Origin of the sequence: Citrobacter sp. CK180, from assembly GCF_030333655.1 — a bacterium.
GTDB classification, from domain to species: domain Bacteria; phylum Pseudomonadota; class Gammaproteobacteria; order Enterobacterales; family Enterobacteriaceae; genus Citrobacter_B; species Citrobacter_B koseri.
In genome coordinates this window covers 22,058-37,912 of sequence record NZ_JAOWFM010000044.1, presented here as the reverse complement: position 1 = coordinate 37,912, position 15,855 = coordinate 22,058, and the positions used below count along the sequence as shown (strand labels likewise).

Below are 15,855 nucleotides of genomic sequence, written 5' to 3'. Positions count from 1 at the left end.
AAGCCGGATAAGCGTAAGCGCCATCCGGCAATCAGCAAATCAGGCGCTGCAATACTTCTTCTTGATCACGACGAATAATGTGCCGATCAAACCGGCGGCCAGCAGGGCAATCGGCAGGATCATCAAAAACGTCATCACCTGATCCTCATGACGTTTCACGAACGGGATCATGCTGAGCGCGTAGCCGAAACTGGTCACCACGCCGACCCACAGCAGCCCACTCAGCCAGTTAAAAAACTGAAACCGGCGACTGGACAACCCTGAAATCCCCGCCATTGTGGGCAGCAGGGTGCGCACAAACGCCAGAAAGCGCCCGGCAAGCAGCGCCAGCAGGCCGTGCCGGTCGAACATACAGGTCGCGCGCTGATGGTATTTAACGGGAAGCTGCGCCAGCCAGCCTTTCACCGTTTGCGTATTTCCCAGCCAGCGCCCCTGAATATAGCTCAGCCAGCAGCCGAGACTGGCGGCTGTCGTCAGAATAAGGATCGTGGGGACAAAGTCCATGACACCTTGTGCAACCAGCGCGCCTGCCAGTAAGAGCAGGCTGTCTCCGGGTAAAAAAGAGGCCGGGAGCAGGCCATTTTCTAAAAATAGCGTGGCAAACATCACAAAGTAGACAACGCTAACAACGTGTGGGTCCGCCAGCGCGGCAAAATCGTGTTGCCAGAGCGCAGCGATAATATCTTGAATGACAGCCATGGACTTTCCTGTGGAACCGCGTTTATGGGGCTATTGTACTCCTGAATTGCCCGGGATGCCTTGATCCCGGACGCAACAAATGCAGACTTTTCTGCCCGGAGTGTCTGCAATTCTGTCCATGACCGGAAACTTTACACAATACGCGTGAATCCTGCGGCTAAATCTGCAATCAGATCGTCAACATTCTCTAAACCGATGTGCAAACGGATCAGCGTGCCGGTGAAATCAACGTCGCCTTCGGGACGAATGGCGGCGATATGTTCCGGCTGGTTAGGCAGAATTAAGGATTCAAAGCCGCCCCAGGAGTAGGCCATGCTGAACAAGCTGAAATTATCCAGATAAGCGGAAAGCGCCTCATTGCTCAGCCTTTTATTCAGCACAAACGAGAACAACCCGCTGCTGCCCGTGAAATCGCGCTTCCAGAATTCGTGGCCTTTGCTGCCAGGAAGGGCGGGATGATTAACGCGGGCGACCTGAGGGTGATTCGCCAGCCACTCGGCGACTTTCAGGCTGCTTTCATGATGCTGGCGCAAGCGCACGCCCAGCGTACGTAGCCCACGGCTGGTCATATAAGCGGTATCCGCGTCCAGCATTTGCCCCATCAGATAGGCGTTTTCGCGTAATTGCTCCCAACAACGCGCATTAGACACGGCTGTGCCGACCATCGCATCCGAGTGACCAATCAGGTATTTCGTTCCTGCCTGGATGGAGATATCGATCCCGAAATCCAGCGCTTTAAACAGCACGCCCGCCGCCCAGGTGTTATCAATCATAATGACGGCGTCTGGCGCAACGCGTCTCACCGCGCCGACAATCGCCGGGATGTCATGCACTTCCATCGTGATGGAGCCAGGGGATTCGAGAAACACTACTTTCGTATTGGGCTGAATATGCTTCACGATATCCGCGCCGACCAGCGGATCAAACCAGCCGGTCGTCACGCCGAGTCTGGCGAGAACTTTGGTGCAAAAATCCTGACTGGGTTCGTAAGCGGTGTTGGTCATCAGGACGTGATCGCCCTGTTCCACAAAGGCCAGAATCGTGTTGGCGACAGCCGCCGCGCCGCAGGGGAAGAGCGCGCATCCGGCGCCGCCTTCCAGTTCGCACATGGCTTCCTGTAGCGAAAAATGGGTTAGCGTTCCGCGACGGCCATAGAAAAGTTCGCCATTGGCGCGGTTGCGGGTGGCGTGCTTTTTGGCTTCTACGGTGTCAAATACCAGCGAGGAGGCGCGCTGAATGACGCTGTTCACCGATCCCAGCGTGTATTTTTTGCTGCGTCCTGCGCTCACCAGTTTGGTTTCAAGATGTTTTTCTGCCATGTTGGAGTACCCATTTTTATACGTCTGGATGTCTAAACTATCATGAATGATGAGTGACGCATCCTGAAGAATCGGCATAAAGCAGAAAATTTTCTCAAAATGACATCTGGTGACTTTTTTACTGCGTAAGCGCAAGGAAAAGAAACCAAAGGTGCGGCACTATGTAAATAGTAATGAGAACGACTATCAATTCGACGTCGTTTTGATATTATTACGCTCAGAATTTGTGATTTGCGTCCTGGAGATACAGAGTGGGTAATAATTTGATGCAGACGGATCTCTCCGTCTGGGGTATGTATCAGCACGCCGACATCGTGGTTAAGTGCGTGATGATTGGTCTGATTCTGGCGTCAGTAGTCACCTGGGCTATCTTCTTCAGTAAGAGTCTTGAGTTCTTTACGCAGAAGCGTCGGCTCAAGCGTGAACAACAGCAGCTGGCTGAAGCGCGTTCTTTAGACCAGGCCAGCAATATTGCCTCCGCATTCGCGGCAAAAAGTTTAAGCTCACAGCTGCTCTATGAAGCGCAGAACGAGCTGGAACTGTCGGAAGGCAGTGAAGACAACGAAGGTATTAAAGAGCGTACCGGGTTCCGCCTGGAGCGTCGCGTAGCGGCGGTTGGCCGTCATATGGGACGCGGTAATGGCTACCTGGCGACCATCGGCGCTATCTCTCCGTTTGTCGGTCTGTTTGGTACGGTATGGGGCATCATGAACAGCTTCATCGGCATCGCGCAAACCCAGACCACCAACCTCGCGGTTGTCGCGCCGGGTATCGCGGAAGCGTTGCTGGCTACGGCAATCGGCCTGGTCGCGGCAATTCCTGCGGTTGTGATTTACAACATTTTCGCACGTCAGATCGGCAGCTACAAAGCGACGCTGGGCGACGTGGCAGCACAGATTCTGTTGCTGCAAAGCCGCGATCTGGATCTGAACGCGAGCGCTTCCGCTCAGCCGGTACGTACCGCGCAGAAATTACGTGTAGGATAATGTTCCATGGCAATGCGTCTTAATGAAAATCTGGACGATAACGGTGAAATGCATGAAATCAACGTGACGCCGTTTATCGACGTCATGCTGGTTCTGCTGATTATCTTTATGGTGGCCGCGCCGCTGGCAACGGTGGACGTGAAGGTGAATCTTCCTGCGTCCACCAGCACCCCGCAGCCGCGCCCGGAAAAACCGGTTTATCTGTCCGTGAAGGCCGACAACAGCATGTTTATCGGCAACGATCAGGTAACGGATGAAACCATGATCGGCGAGCTGAACGCGTTAACCGAAGGGAAGAAAGACACGACGATCTTCTTCCGTGCGGATAAAACCGTTGATTATGAAACAATGATGAAAGTGATGGATACGCTGCACCAGGCGGGTTACCTGAAAATTGGTCTCGTGGGTGAAGAGGTCGCAAAAGCGAAGTAATCGTTGTTGCTGATGGGCTGACAGACAGGCCGGGTAGGGCGCAAGCCGTACCCGGCTTTTTTATTGCCTGATGGCGCTGCGCTTACCAGGCCTGCATGATGCGGTATCGCTGACTCGCCAGATTACTTCGTCGTGGGAAAACGTTTTTCATTCAGCGCGACGGTGGTGATATTGGTCGTTCGGTAATCGCCATCGGATAGCTTACGGGTCAGGCGCAGGGTCGCCGTTTCTCGCGCCAGTAAGTGCTGATATGTGCTCTCCAGGCGCGCCATGATTTTGTCCCGCATCTCGGGATGTTGCTCAATAATCGTATTGATAACCGAACCGTAGATCTCTTCTTTGACCTGGAGCGCATAGATTTCGCGGCGATTTTGCCATTTCAGCCGCACTAACGCGGCGGGAATCGACACGATCTCCTGCGCCACCTGTTCGAGGGTCGCGTTTTTATTGGCGATAAGCGCTTTAAGATTTTGCTTTAAGATAAATTCATCGCTTTTATTATTATCTAAAGCTAAATAAACATTATTATCTTCAACGTCTTTCATATTATTTCTCTTCCAGAGAATAAAAAACGGGAGAGTTTTTCTCTCTGGTTATGAGATTAAGCCAAATTTCATTGCCGTGATCGTTTATTTTTGTTGTGGCATCTGCCAGAATTTTACTTAATGCCTGAGCATCAACATCGCCTTCCGCCTGTAGGCTATTAATAAGACGAGCAAACGTCTCAATTTTAGCTACGCGATAAAGCCGGTCTTTTAAATGACGGTCACGTTCTTCAAGTAACATGTTTTTAGATTGACCAGTCGGTGTGGCGCTAATTAAAATATCTGGCTCGTAATCGCTCAGCGTTTTCTTTCCCTGAGTCAAATTTTCACTATTTTCTACGGTCTCAGCATCGCCTGGCGAGGCAGATAAATGAAAACGAGTCGGCACAAGATGCTCGGGAAGCATGTTGGAATGTCCTTTACTATCAATAGTATATTGTTTTTTATAAGGCAGGTCTCGTTGACAATAGCATGGTGTAATTTTAAAATCAAAAAAAATGGAGTCGACATATGAACAGCATTTTTTATTCTATTATCACTCTGCTATTACTCACTGGTGGCGTGCTTTTCTTGATGCACGAATTTAATAAACAGCGCTCTGCTGAGGCGTCTAATCCAGTAAATCAAGCGGAACCCTTGTCCAAAGAGGAGGGCGAAGATCATTTTTCGTCGCTCATGAATACTATTACACCGGTATGGTACTGGCGAGTCAATCACGAATATATTGATTTTCTTCACGCAACGATAAAGCGGATGACGATGGCGGAACTAAACGGCACGCCGGGGTTATTTGATGCGCAGCGCCGTTGCAGCGATCTCAACTCTGCGGTCTATAAATATTATGACAACATTAAAAAGCGTTGTCTGAACGGGGAAAAGGTTCCGCATTCCGATCTGGATGTACTTAACTTGCGGCAATGTTTCCGGGAATTTAGCCTGGAGGCGTATCCCTCCCTGGTTGCTCTGGTGTGGCCTGAATATCAGCGGCCGCTAATCAAACCGGAAGAGGTTTAATAAACGCGCCTGACGTTGGCCGGGTAAGGCGAAACCGCCACCCGGCGCGCGTGCCCGAAAGCGTTATTTATCCGATGAGGCTTGCCAGAGGTTCAGCTCGCCGTCCGCGACATGTTTATCGATTTGCGCTAACTCGTCAGTGCTGAATGTCAGGTTCGACAATGCCTGCACATTTTCTTCCAGCTGCTCTGGTCGACTGGCGCCGATCAGCACCGACGTCACGCGATTATCTTTCAACAGCCAGCTAAGCGCCATCTGCGCCATTGACTGGCCGCGACGTTGCGCCATCTCATTGAGTAAACGCAGGCTGTTCAGATTCGCTTCCGTCAGCATATTCTCCGTCAGACCGCGAACTTTTTTCCCTTCACGCTGCATACGTGAACCTTCCGGGATACCGTTTAAGTATTTTCCGGTTAACAATCCCTGAGCCAGCGGTGTGAACGCAATGCAACCCATGCCGTTGGCCGCCAGCGTATCCAGCAGGCCGCTTTTATCCACCCAGCGGTTGAGCAGGTTGTAGGAAGGCTGATGAATCAGCAGCGGGATTTTCCATTCGCGCAGCAGTTCCGCCATTCGTTGAGTTCGCTCAGGCGAATAGGAGGAGATGCCGACGTAAAGCGCCTTACCGCTTTGTACCGCCTGCGCCAGCGCGGATGCGGTCTCTTCCATCGGCGTGTTTTCATCGACACGGTGGGAATAGAAGATATCGACATAGTCCAGCCCCATCCGCTTCAGGCTCTGATCGAGGCTGGCGAGCAGGTACTTACGCGACCCGCCGGAGCCGTATGGCCCAGGCCACATGTCATAACCCGCTTTGGTGGAAACGATCAGCTCATCGCGATACGGCGCAAAATCTTCCCGCAGCAAACGGCCAAAGTTCTCTTCTGCGCTTCCCGGCGGCGGGCCGTAGTTATTGGCTAAATCAAAATGGGTGATGCCTGAATCAAAGGCTTTACGCAGCAGCGCACGCTGTGAATCCAGCGCCTGAACGTGGCCGAAACTGTGCCACAAACCCAGCGATAGCGCGGGTAAACGCAAACCGCTTTTACCGCAGTAGCGATAAAGCATCTGCTCATAACGTTCGGGGTTGGCTAACCAGGCCATGTCATCTCCTTAGAGAAAGTGAATTTCAAAACAACGTTTCTATTCTAGCGGCTCAACGGGGTTTATCCCGTTCGTCAGGTCACATTGATGCGAAAAATTGGGCAAAAACACGTCGTTATGCTTTGCTTAAAAAAACATCAATTCAGGAGTGAAACTATGCCGCGTCTGACTGCCAAAGACTTTCCGCAGGAGTTGCTCGATTACTATGACTACTATGCACATGGAAAAATCTCTAAACGCGAGTTTCTTAACCTCGCGGCAAAGTATGCCGTCGGCGGCGTGACCGCGCTTGCGCTGTTTAATCTCATGAAGCCGAATTACGCGCTGGCGGTGCAGGTGGACTTTACCGACCCGGACATTTTGCCGGAATACATTACGTATCCGTCACCGAACGGGCATGGCGAGGTGCGCGGCTATCTGGTGAAACCGGCGAAGGCGACGGGGAAAACGCCTGCGGTCGTGGTCGTACACGAGAACAGGGGGCTGAATCCCTATATTGAGGATGTCGCACGACGCGTGGCGAAAGCGGGTTATATTGCGCTGGCGCCTGATGGATTAAGCTCGGTAGGCGGATACCCCGGTAATGACGATAAGGGCCGGGAATTACAACAGCAGGTTGATCCCACAAAATTAATGAATGATTTCTTTGCCGCGATTGAGTTTATGCAGCGTCATCCGGCGGCCAGCGGAAAAGTGGCTATTACGGGATTCTGCTATGGCGGCGGCGTATCAAATGCGGCGGCGGTGGCCTATCCAGAACTGGCGTGCGCCGTTCCTTTTTATGGTCGTCAGGCTCCGGCGTCAGATGTACCTAAAATTAATGCGCCTTTATTATTACATTACGCCGAGTTAGATACCTCAATTAATGAAGGCTGGCCTGCCTACGAAACGGCGCTGAAGGCGAATAATAAAGTCTATGAAGCGTATATCTATCCTGGGGTGAATCATGGTTTTCATAATGATTCGACTCCCCGCTATGATAAGGCCGCAGCGGATCTGGCCTGGGCGCGCACTCTGGCCTGGTTTGAGAAATATTTACAATGAAAAACAAACGATTATTTCAGGTGCGGCATATTGCTTTGCGGCATAATAATGCCGTTATGCTTTATAAGCATTCACAGGAATAGCGTGATGACGATGATTCGTATACTTAGTTAAGTAAAAAAACAATAAAGAAAGTATATATTCTGCATTCTCTGCCGATAACGAGGATAAGTGTCGCCTGATGGCGAATCCCTCAAGTATGGCAAGGAAATTCTTATGCGTTTGCTGCAAAACTTCACTATTCGTATTGTCATGCTGACAATATTGGGGCTCTTCTGTCTTCTTTGGTCGGGCGTTGGTTTATTCAGCGTCCATGCATTATCTAAAGTGGCGGAAGGGAATGATATCGATCGTCATATTGTGCGTCAGATGACGGTGCTAAGTCAGGGGAACGATCAGTATTTTCGTTTTGTCACGCGTTTAAGCCGTGCGATGGACGTTAAAATCGGCGGCGGTACGCCCGATTTTGTACCAGTACAGCAGGCGCTGGACAATATGAGCAAAAAGCTGGAAGAGATGAAAACGCTCTCTCCAGGGCCGATGGACCCGGAGATCGCCGCTGCGGTATTGGCAAACTGGCAGGCGTTGCTTGATAAGGGCGTCGCGCCGCAGATGCAACTGGCGCAGCAGGGTACGCTCACCGAATTTGCAGAACAGGCGAATAATGTCACCCCCGCCCTGAGCCGCGCCTTCGGCGCCAGCGCAGAACGTTTTAACAGCGCGGCCGGCACGATGCTGGACAGCACCCGCGTGATGGTGGACGGCAAAACGTCAATTATCCGCACCCTGATTATCACCGCCGTTATTCTGGGAATTGTGATTCTCTTCTTTACCGACCGTTACCTGGTCACGATGTTAGTGAAACCGCTGGCGCGCATTCGCCAACAGTTCCGCCAGATTGCGCAAGGCGATCTGAGCCAGCCGATTGAAGAGTTTGGCCGTAACTGTGTCGGTCGTCTGGTGCCGCTACTGAGCGCGATGCAGGATAGTCTGCGAGAAGCGGTCAGCTCGATTCGTTCAGGCAGTGACAATATCTGGCGCGGCGCGACAGAGATCTCCAGCGGTAACAACGATCTCTCTTCCCGTACGGAAGAGCAGGCGGCGGCGCTGGAAGAGACCGCTGCAAGCATGGAACAGCTCACCGCGACGGTGAAATTGAATGCGGATAATGCGCGCCAGGCCAGTCAGCTTGCTGATGCCGCTTCCGCGACGGCCGGAAAAGGCGGCACGCTGGTTTCTGAGGTGGTCGAGACGATGGACGGTATTTCAGCCAGCTCCAGACAGATCGCCGAAATTACGAATGTCATCAACAGTATTGCCTTCCAGACCAATATTCTGGCGCTGAACGCCGCCGTTGAAGCCGCCAGAGCCGGTGAACAAGGGCGTGGGTTTGCGGTCGTCGCCGGTGAAGTGCGTAATCTTGCCAGCCGTAGCGCCGGGGCCGCCAAAGAGATTGAAACGCTGATCGCTGAATCCGTGCGTCGTGTCGAGCAGGGCGCGCAGCTGGTGCAGGAGACGGGCGCGACGATGGAGGCCATTCTGCGCGGAGTAACTGAAGTCACCACCATCATGAAGCAGATCGCTGCCGCTTCTGAGGAACAAAGCAAAGGGATCTCTCAGGTTGGCGTGGCGATAACCCAGATGGACAGCGTGACCCAACAAAACGCCGCGCTGGTGGAGCAAGTTTCTGCGGCAGCGGCGGCGCTGGAACGGCAAACGGAAGAGCTGCAACGCTCTGTGCAACAGTTCCGGCTTTCTCATAATGACGCGCAAATCAGCCCGGCGAAAACGGTCTCTCCAGCCAGTCCGCGTGGGGCGTCTGCCGAGAAGTCAGGCGATGAATGGGTCGCCTTCTGATCCGGTAAAAAAAAGTATGTGATACCTCTGGCGTTCGCTTAAAAAATCGCTATATAATTTGTTATATAGCGATTGGAGGTATCATGGACAATCATTTTGGTAAGGGCCTGATGGCCGGATTAAACGCAACGTGTGCCGATAGCGCGCGTAACGTGGCGGGTTTTTGTTCTGATTATAAGCGCGGATTTGTATTAGGATTTTCGCATCGCATGTTTGAAAAAACCGGCGATCGGCAATTAAGCGCCTGGGAAGCGGGGATTCTGACGCGCCGTTATGGCCTGGACAAAGATATGGTGATGGACTTCTTTCGGGAGAATCAATCGAATACGACTATCCGGTTCTTTATGGCGGGTTATCGTCTCGAAAATTGATCCGAAGGGGGTATTACCCCGGTTTAATTAATTACACTATTGTCTTACTCCTTCGTTTTGTTGTTCCGTCAAAGTATCATGGTTCAATAACCATAAAGAAAGTGTGGTAAATGGCGCGCCGATCGCAATAAGTTATTTGTGAACGGTGCAAAATAGAGCCAGGTCTTTGCAACGGAATAACAATAAAATGACTGGAGATAATACTCTCATCACTTCTCACGGCGTTAATCGTCGTGATTTCATGAAGCTTTGTGCAGCACTGGCCGCAACCATGGGGCTCAGTAGCAAAGCCGCCGCAGAAATGGCCGAATCGGTTTCCCGTCCGCAGCGCCCGCCCGTCGTCTGGATCGGCGCTCAGGAATGTACGGGATGTACCGAATCGCTCCTTCGCGCGACCCACCCAACGGTAGAAAACCTCGTTCTGGAAACGATCTCTCTGGAGTACCACGAGGTCCTCTCCGCCGCCTTCGGCCATCAGGTTGAAGAGAACAAGCATAACGCTCTGGAGAAGTATAAAGGGCAGTATGTGTTGGTTGTCGATGGTTCCATCCCATTAAAAGATAACGGTATTTACTGCATGGTTGCCGGCGAGCCGATTGTGGATCACATCCGCAAGGCGGCGGAAGGCGCGGCGGCGATTATCGCGATCGGCTCCTGTTCCGCGTGGGGCGGCGTCGCTGCCGCTGGCGTAAACCCGACCGGCGCCGTCGGGTTGCAGGAAGTCCTGCCGGGCAAAACCGTTATCAATATCCCGGGCTGCCCGCCGAACCCGCATAACTTCCTGGCAACGGTTGCCCACATCATCACTTACGGTAAACCGCCGAAGCTGGATGCCAAAAACCGTCCAACCTTCGCCTATGGCCGTCTGATTCACGAACACTGCGAACGCCGCCCGCATTTTGATGCCGGTCGCTTCGCCAAAGAGTTCGGCGATGAAGGCCACCGTGAAGGCTGGTGCCTCTACCATCTGGGCTGTAAAGGGCCTGAAACCTACGGCAACTGTTCGACGTTGCAGTTCTGCGATGTCGGCGGAGTATGGCCGGTGGCGATTGGACACCCCTGCTACGGCTGTAACGAGGAAGGCGTTGGCTTTCATAAAGGCATCCACCAACTCGCCCATGTGGAAAATCAAACCCCGCGTTCCGAGAAGCCGGATGTCAACCTGAAAGAGGGCGGCCACATTTCCGCAGGTGCCGTCGGGCTGCTTGGCGGCGTGGTTGGGCTGGTTGCCGGTGTCAGTGTGATGGCAGTACGTGAACTGGGGCGTCAGCAGAAGAAAGATAACGCTGACTCACGGGGAGAATAACCGTGAACAGACGTAACTTTATTAAAGCAGCCTCTGGCGGGGCATTGCTGCTGGGCGCGTCGCCGTCCATCAGCCATGCGGCTGCGGAAAACCGTCCGCCCATCCCGGGTTCCCTGGGGATGCTGTATGACTCGACGCTGTGCGTGGGCTGTCAGGCGTGTGTGACCAAATGCCAGGATATCAACTTCCCGGCGCGTAACCCGGAAGGGGCGCAAACCTGGTCGAATAACGACAAGCTGTCGCCTTACACCAATAACATCATTCAGGTGTGGCATAGCGGAAGTGGCGTCAATAAAGATCAGACAGAGAACGGCTACGCGTACATTAAGAAACAGTGTATGCACTGCGTTGACCCTAACTGCGTCTCCGTTTGCCCGGTATCCGCGTTGAAGAAAGATCCGAAAACCGGCATCGTTCATTACAACAAAGACGTCTGTACTGGCTGTCGCTACTGCATGGTCGCCTGCCCGTACAACGTGCCGAAATACGACTACAACAACCCGTTTGGCGCGCTGCACAAGTGTGAACTGTGCAACCAGAAGGGCGTTGAACGCCTGGACAAAGGCGGTCTGCCGGGGTGCGTTGAGGTATGTCCGGCGGGCGCGGTGATTTTTGGTACGCGAGAAGAGCTAATGGCGGAGGCGCAAAAACGCCTGGCGCTGAAGCCTGGCAGCGAATACCACTATCCGCGCCAGACGTTGCAGACTGGCGATACGTATCTGCATACCGTACCGAAGTATTACCCGCATCTGTACGGTGAAAAAGAGGGCGGCGGCACGCAGGTGCTGGTGCTGACCGGCGTTCCTTACCAGAATCTGGATCTCCCTCAACTGGCCGATCTGTCAACTGGCGCGCGTTCTGAACACATTCAACACACCCTGTATAAAGGCATGATGCTGCCACTGGCTGTGCTGGCGGGCTTAACCGTGATGGTTCGTCGTAATACGAAAAACGAGCATCACGACGGAGGAGACGATCATGAGTCATGATCCTAAACCGCTGGGCGGGAAAATAATCAGTAAACCGATCATCATCTTCGGGCCGCTTGTCGTCCTGTGCATGCTTCTCATTGTGAAACGTCTGGTCTTCGGGCTGGGATCGGTCTCCGATCTGAACGGCGGCTTCCCCTGGGGCGTGTGGATCGCTTTTGACCTGCTGATCGGCACCGGCTTCGCATGCGGCGGTTGGGCGCTGGCGTGGGCGGTGTATGTCTTCAACCGGGGGCAATACCATCCACTGGTGCGCCCGGCGCTGCTGGCAAGCCTGTTCGGTTACTCTTTGGGCGGGCTGTCGATCACCATTGACGTTGGTCGTTACTGGAACCTGCCGTATTTCTACATCCCAGGGCACTTCAATGTGAACTCGGTGCTGTTTGAAACGGCGGTCTGTATGACCATCTACATCGGCGTGATGGCGCTGGAGTTTGCCCCCGCGTTGTTTGAACGCCTGGGCTGGAAAGTCTCGCTTAAGCGTCTGAACAAAGTGATGTTCTTTGTTATCGCTCTCGGGGCGTTGCTGCCGACCATGCACCAGTCGTCAATGGGATCGTTGATGATTGCCGCCGGTATTAAAGTACATCCGCTGTGGCAGAGCTATGAAATGCTGCCGTTGTTCTCATTGTTCACCGCTTTCATCATGGGTTTCTCCATCGTTATTTTTGAAGGCTCTCTGGTGCAGAGCGGCTTAAAAGGCAACGGCCCGGATGAGAAAAGTTTGTTTATCAAGCTGACTGGTACTATCAGCGTTTTCATCGCGCTGTTCCTCGTGTGCCGTTTTGGTGAACTGATTTACCGCGACAAGCTCTCTTATGCGTTTGCCGGTGACTACTACTCCTTACTGTTCTGGGTTGAAGTCCTGCTGATGGTCTTCCCGCTGGTGGTGCTCCGTCTGCCGAAACTGCGCGGCGACTCGCGGATGTTGTATCTGTCCGCCCTTAGTATGCTGCTGGGCTGCGCAACGTGGCGTATGTCCTACTCGCTGGTGGCGTTCAATCCCGGCGGCGGCTACCACTACTTCCCCACCTGGGAAGAACTGCTGATTTCTATTGGTTTTGTGGCTATTGAGATTTGTGCATACATCTTACTCATTCGTCTACTGCCGATACTTCCTCCATTAAAACAAAACGATCACAATCGTCATGAGGCGAGCAAAGCATGAGCCAGAGAATTACTATTGATCCGGTAACCCGTATTGAGGGTCATTTACGCATCGACTGCGAAATCGAAAACGGTGTGGTGTCAAAAGCATGGGCATCCGGCACCATGTGGCGCGGCATGGAAGAGATCGTGAAGAATCGCGATCCGCGCGATGCCTGGATGATTGTGCAGCGTATCTGTGGCGTATGCACCACGACCCACGCGATCTCTTCCGTTCGTGCGGCGGAGAGCGCGCTGAAGATTGACGTTCCGGTCAATGCGCAGTACATCCGTAACATCATTCTGGCGGCGCATACTACCCATGACCATATTGTGCACTTCTACCAGCTTTCTGCGCTGGACTGGGTGGATATCACCTCTGCGCTGAAAGCCGATCCGGCGAAAGCATCGGCGCTGTTGAACGGCGTGTCGAGCTGGCACCTGAATAGCGCTGAAGAGTTCACGAAGGTGCAGAACAAGATCAAAGACCTCGTTGCCAGCGGCCAGTTAGGGATTTTCGCTAACGGCTACTGGGGACACCCGGCGATGAAACTGCCGCCGGAAGTGAACCTGATTGCGGTCGCGCACTATCTGCAAGCGCTGGAATGCCAGCGTGACGCCAACCGCGTGGTGGCGCTGCTGGGCGGTAAAACGCCGCACATCCAGAACCTGGCGGTGGGCGGGGTGGCGAACCCGATCAACCTCGACGGTCTCGGCGTGCTGAACCTTGAACGCCTGATGTACATCAAGTCCTTCATCGACAAGCTGAGCGACTTTGTTGAGCAGGTTTACAAGGTGGATACGGCGGTAATCGCGGCGTTCTATCCAGAATGGCTGGAGCGCGGAAAAGGCGCGGTTAACTATCTGAGCGCGCCGGAATTTCCGACCGACGGTAAAAACGGCAGCTTCCTGTTCCCTGGCGGCTATATCCAGAATGCGGATCTGTCGACGTATCGCCCGATCGCCTCGCATTCCGATGAATACCTGATTAAAGGGATTCAGGAGAGCGCGAAGCACGCCTGGTACAAAGACGAAGCGCCGCAGGAACCGTGGGAAGGGACTACCGTCCCGGAATACACCGGTTGGTCTGATGACGGTAAATACTCGTGGGTTAAGTCCCCGACCTTCTACGGCAAAACCGTTGAAGTGGGGCCGCTGGCCAATATGCTGGTTAAACTGGCGGCGGGACGCGAGTCCACGAAGGCCAAACTGAATGAAATCATCGCGATCTACCAGAAACTGACCGGTAAAACGCTGGAAGTGGCGCAACTGCACTCCACGCTGGGGCGTATCATTGGCCGCACCGTTCACTGCTGCGAGTTGCAGGGTATTCTGCAAAACCAGTACAGCGCGCTGATCGCCAATATCGGGAAAGGCGACCACACCACGTTCGTTAAACCGGATATCCCGGCGACGGGTGAGTTTAAAGGGGTGGGCTTCCTTGAGGCGCCGCGCGGTATGCTTTCTCACTGGATGGTCATTAAAGACGGCATTATCAGCAACTACCAGGCGGTGGTTCCGTCCACCTGGAACTCCGGTCCGCGTAACTTTAACGATGAAGTGGGGCCGTACGAGCAGTCGCTGGTGGGGACGCCGATCGCCGATCCAGAAAAACCGCTGGAAGTGGTGCGTACCATTCACTCCTTCGACCCTTGCATGGCGTGCGCGGTGCACGTAGTGGACGCTGACGGGAACGAAGTCGTCTCAGTTAAGGTTCTGTAATGCGGATTTTAGTGTTAGGGGTCGGCAATATTTTGCTGACCGATGAAGCCATCGGGGTGCGTATCGTTGAAGCGTTAGAACAGCGTTACATCCTGCCGGATTTCGTGGAGATCCTTGATGGCGGCACGGCGGGAATGGAGCTTCTTGGCGATATGGCGGACAGAGATCACCTGATCATCGCGGACGCCATTGTGTCGAGAAAGAACACGCCGGGAACCCTTATGATCCTGCGTGATGATGAGGTGCCTGCGCTGTTCACCAACAAAATCTCACCGCATCAGCTTGGCCTGGCCGACGTTCTGTCGGCCCTGCGCTTCACTGGCGAGTTTCCGAAAAAGCTGACGCTGATCGGCGTGATCCCGGAATCGCTGGAGCCGCATATCGGCCTGACGCCAACGGTTGAAGCGATGATTGAACCTGCTATGGCGCAGGTTCTTGCCGCGCTGCGCGAGTCAGGCGTTGAGGCTATTCCACGGGAGGCTGCGCATGTCTGAGGAAATTTCAGGGTTCCCGTCCTCCCCGAGAATGCAGGTTCAGGCGGCGTTTGAAGAGATTGCCCGACGCTCAATGCACGATCTCTCGTTTTTGCACCCGAATATGCCGGTGTATGTCTCTGACTTCACCCTGTTTGAAGGGCAGTGGACGGGCTGCGTGATCGCGCCGTGGATGCTGAGCGCGCTGATTTTCCCCGGCCCCGATCAGCTCTGGCCGGTACGCAAAGTCAGTGAAAAACTCGGATTGCGTCTGCCGTATGGCGCAATGACCTTTACCGTTGGTGAACTGGACGGAGTTTCGCAATACCTCTCCTGCTCGCTGATGTCGCCGCTCAATCACGGTATGTCGGCACAAGAGGGGATGCGTCTGGCGGACGACTGCGCGCGGATGCTGCTGTCGCTGCCGGTCAGCGATCCCGATGCGCCGCAGCTGGCAGGGCGTCGTGCGCTGCTGTTTGGACGCCGGAGCGGCGAGCATGCATGAGCTGTCCCTGTGCCAGAGCGCGGTTGAGATTATCCAGCAGCAGGCGGAACAGCATGGCGTGACGCGAGTCACCGGCGTATGGCTGGAAATTGGCGCGCTCTCGTGCGTAGAAGAGAGCGCCGTGCGCTTCAGCTTTGATATCGTTTGCCAGGGTACGCTCGCGCAGGGGTGTGCGTTGCACATCGACTATAAACCCGCTCAGGCGTGGTGCTGGGATTGCAGCCAGGCGGTTGAAATCACGCAGCATGACGCGCAGTGCCCACACTGTCAGGGCGATCGTCTGCGGGTGGATACCGGCGACTCGCTGAAAGTGAAAAGTATTGAAGTGGAATAACGTCCAGGT

General features: G+C 53.8%; 18 protein-coding genes. 13 read left to right on the top strand and 5 right to left on the bottom strand.

Annotated elements, in window-relative coordinates; all coding sequences use genetic code 11:
* Nucleotides 1–39: 39 nt before the first annotated feature.
* Together yghB and metC are read right to left on the bottom strand one after the other, a co-directional pair.
* Nucleotides 40–699 (bottom strand): DedA family general envelope maintenance protein YghB, encoded by a 660-nt coding sequence (yghB, locus tag OGV50_RS09150; RefSeq protein ID WP_012135142.1) that lies wholly within the window; start codon nt 697–699, stop codon nt 40–42.
* A gap of 131 nt (nt 700–830) precedes the next feature.
* Entirely contained in the window at nt 831–2,018 is a 1,188-nt protein-coding gene (metC, locus tag OGV50_RS09145) for a cystathionine beta-lyase (RefSeq protein WP_024130955.1), read from the bottom strand.
* Between the two features lie 251 nt (nt 2,019–2,269).
* On the opposite strand from metC, the gene exbB reads away from it, so the two are divergent.
* Both exbB and exbD read left to right on the top strand, forming a co-directional pair.
* Nucleotides 2,270–3,004 carry a tol-pal system-associated acyl-CoA thioesterase gene (exbB, locus tag OGV50_RS09140; protein WP_024130953.1) on the top strand — a complete coding sequence of 245 codons (735 nt, stop codon included), beginning with the start codon at nt 2,270–2,272 and terminating at the stop codon, nt 3,002–3,004.
* 6 nt (nt 3,005–3,010) lie between these two features.
* On the top strand, nt 3,011–3,436 hold the full coding sequence (gene exbD / locus OGV50_RS09135; protein WP_012135139.1) for a TonB system transport protein ExbD: 426 nt from the start codon (nt 3,011–3,013) through the stop codon (nt 3,434–3,436).
* A 122-nt stretch (nt 3,437–3,558) separates the two neighbouring features.
* Here exbD and OGV50_RS09130 read toward each other — a convergent pair whose 3' ends face one another.
* The gene (locus OGV50_RS09130; protein WP_047461188.1) at nt 3,559–3,981 is read right to left on the bottom strand and encodes a hypothetical protein; all 423 of its coding nucleotides are present in this window, start codon (nt 3,979–3,981) and stop codon (nt 3,559–3,561) included.
* 1 nt (nt 3,982) lies between these two features.
* Entirely contained in the window at nt 3,983–4,387 is a 405-nt protein-coding gene (locus OGV50_RS09125) for a hypothetical protein (RefSeq protein ID WP_012135137.1), read from the bottom strand.
* A gap of 104 nt (nt 4,388–4,491) precedes the next feature.
* Between OGV50_RS09125 and OGV50_RS09120 the strand changes: the two genes are divergently transcribed.
* On the top strand, nt 4,492–4,995 hold the full coding sequence (locus OGV50_RS09120) for an ESA_00282 family adhesion-associated protein (RefSeq protein WP_012135136.1): 504 nt from the start codon (nt 4,492–4,494) through the stop codon (nt 4,993–4,995).
* A 63-nt stretch (nt 4,996–5,058) separates the two neighbouring features.
* Here the strand turns inward: OGV50_RS09120 and OGV50_RS09115 are convergent, their stop codons facing one another.
* The gene (locus OGV50_RS09115; RefSeq protein ID WP_286488503.1) at nt 5,059–6,099 is read right to left on the bottom strand and encodes an aldo/keto reductase; all 1,041 of its coding nucleotides are present in this window, start codon (nt 6,097–6,099) and stop codon (nt 5,059–5,061) included.
* A 156-nt stretch (nt 6,100–6,255) separates the two neighbouring features.
* Here OGV50_RS09115 and yghX point away from each other — a divergent pair, with 156 nt between their 5' ends.
* The 10 genes from yghX (at nt 6,256) to hypA (ending at nt 15,846) form a co-directional block, all read left to right on the top strand.
* Nucleotides 6,256–7,143: a YghX family hydrolase gene (gene yghX, locus OGV50_RS09110; protein ID WP_286488502.1), complete on the top strand. Its 888-nt coding sequence runs from the start codon at nt 6,256–6,258 to the stop codon at nt 7,141–7,143.
* A gap of 216 nt (nt 7,144–7,359) precedes the next feature.
* Nucleotides 7,360–9,000, top strand: a complete 1,641-nt coding sequence (locus OGV50_RS09105; protein WP_199976910.1) for a methyl-accepting chemotaxis protein — start codon at nt 7,360–7,362, stop codon at nt 8,998–9,000.
* A gap of 83 nt (nt 9,001–9,083) precedes the next feature.
* Nucleotides 9,084–9,371: a DUF2623 family protein gene (locus OGV50_RS09100; RefSeq protein WP_012135131.1), complete on the top strand. Its 288-nt coding sequence runs from the start codon at nt 9,084–9,086 to the stop codon at nt 9,369–9,371.
* Nucleotides 9,372–9,558: 187 nt separating this feature from the next.
* Entirely contained in the window at nt 9,559–10,677 is a 1,119-nt protein-coding gene (hybO, locus tag OGV50_RS09095) for a hydrogenase 2 small subunit (RefSeq protein ID WP_012135130.1), read from the top strand.
* A 2-nt stretch (nt 10,678–10,679) separates the two neighbouring features.
* Complete coding sequence (gene hybA / locus OGV50_RS09090; RefSeq protein ID WP_024130950.1) at nt 10,680–11,666, top strand: hydrogenase 2 operon protein HybA; 987 nt, start codon at nt 10,680–10,682, stop codon at nt 11,664–11,666.
* Nucleotides 11,656–12,834 (top strand): Ni/Fe-hydrogenase cytochrome b subunit, encoded by a 1,179-nt coding sequence (gene hybB / locus OGV50_RS09085; protein ID WP_012135128.1) that lies wholly within the window; start codon nt 11,656–11,658, stop codon nt 12,832–12,834. Before hybA ends, hybB begins: the two co-directional genes overlap by 11 nt.
* The gene (gene hybC, locus OGV50_RS09080; protein WP_012135127.1) at nt 12,831–14,534 is read left to right on the top strand and encodes a hydrogenase 2 large subunit; all 1,704 of its coding nucleotides are present in this window, start codon (nt 12,831–12,833) and stop codon (nt 14,532–14,534) included. Before hybB ends, hybC begins: the two co-directional genes overlap by 4 nt.
* The gene (locus OGV50_RS09075; RefSeq protein WP_012135126.1) at nt 14,534–15,028 is read left to right on the top strand and encodes a HyaD/HybD family hydrogenase maturation endopeptidase; all 495 of its coding nucleotides are present in this window, start codon (nt 14,534–14,536) and stop codon (nt 15,026–15,028) included. Before hybC ends, OGV50_RS09075 begins: the two co-directional genes overlap by 1 nt.
* Nucleotides 15,021–15,512, top strand: coding sequence for a hydrogenase-2 assembly chaperone (hybE, locus tag OGV50_RS09070; protein ID WP_114848337.1), 492 nt, complete (start codon nt 15,021–15,023; stop codon nt 15,510–15,512). Before OGV50_RS09075 ends, hybE begins: the two co-directional genes overlap by 8 nt.
* Nucleotides 15,505–15,846: a hydrogenase maturation nickel metallochaperone HypA gene (hypA, locus tag OGV50_RS09065; protein ID WP_012135124.1), complete on the top strand. Its 342-nt coding sequence runs from the start codon at nt 15,505–15,507 to the stop codon at nt 15,844–15,846. Before hybE ends, hypA begins: the two co-directional genes overlap by 8 nt.
* Nucleotides 15,847–15,855: the final 9 nt, after the last annotated feature.

Bases quoted from the DNA above. Each gene is read 5' to 3' on its own strand.
- OGV50_RS09105 (WP_199976910.1), top strand. From the start codon at position 7,360: ATGCGTTTGCTGCAAAACTTCACTATTCGTATTGTCATGCTGACAATA.
- OGV50_RS09075 (WP_012135126.1), top strand. From the start codon at position 14,534: ATGCGGATTTTAGTGTTAGGGGTCGGCAATATTTTGCTGACCGATGAA.
- yghB (WP_012135142.1), bottom strand. From the start codon at position 699: ATGGCTGTCATTCAAGATATTATCGCTGCGCTCTGGCAACACGATTTT.
- hybC (WP_012135127.1), top strand. From the start codon at position 12,831: ATGAGCCAGAGAATTACTATTGATCCGGTAACCCGTATTGAGGGTCAT.
- metC (WP_024130955.1), bottom strand. From the start codon at position 2,018: ATGGCAGAAAAACATCTTGAAACCAAACTGGTGAGCGCAGGACGCAGC.
- hybO (WP_012135130.1), top strand. From the start codon at position 9,559: ATGACTGGAGATAATACTCTCATCACTTCTCACGGCGTTAATCGTCGT.
- hybE (WP_114848337.1), top strand. From the start codon at position 15,021: ATGTCTGAGGAAATTTCAGGGTTCCCGTCCTCCCCGAGAATGCAGGTT.
- OGV50_RS09100 (WP_012135131.1), top strand. From the start codon at position 9,084: ATGGACAATCATTTTGGTAAGGGCCTGATGGCCGGATTAAACGCAACG.
- OGV50_RS09125 (WP_012135137.1), bottom strand. From the start codon at position 4,387: ATGCTTCCCGAGCATCTTGTGCCGACTCGTTTTCATTTATCTGCCTCG.
- OGV50_RS09115 (WP_286488503.1), bottom strand. From the start codon at position 6,099: ATGGCCTGGTTAGCCAACCCCGAACGTTATGAGCAGATGCTTTATCGC.
- OGV50_RS09120 (WP_012135136.1), top strand. From the start codon at position 4,492: ATGAACAGCATTTTTTATTCTATTATCACTCTGCTATTACTCACTGGT.
- hypA (WP_012135124.1), top strand. From the start codon at position 15,505: ATGCATGAGCTGTCCCTGTGCCAGAGCGCGGTTGAGATTATCCAGCAG.
- hybB (WP_012135128.1), top strand. From the start codon at position 11,656: ATGAGTCATGATCCTAAACCGCTGGGCGGGAAAATAATCAGTAAACCG.
- yghX (WP_286488502.1), top strand. From the start codon at position 6,256: ATGCCGCGTCTGACTGCCAAAGACTTTCCGCAGGAGTTGCTCGATTAC.
- exbD (WP_012135139.1), top strand. From the start codon at position 3,011: ATGGCAATGCGTCTTAATGAAAATCTGGACGATAACGGTGAAATGCAT.
- OGV50_RS09130 (WP_047461188.1), bottom strand. From the start codon at position 3,981: ATGAAAGACGTTGAAGATAATAATGTTTATTTAGCTTTAGATAATAAT.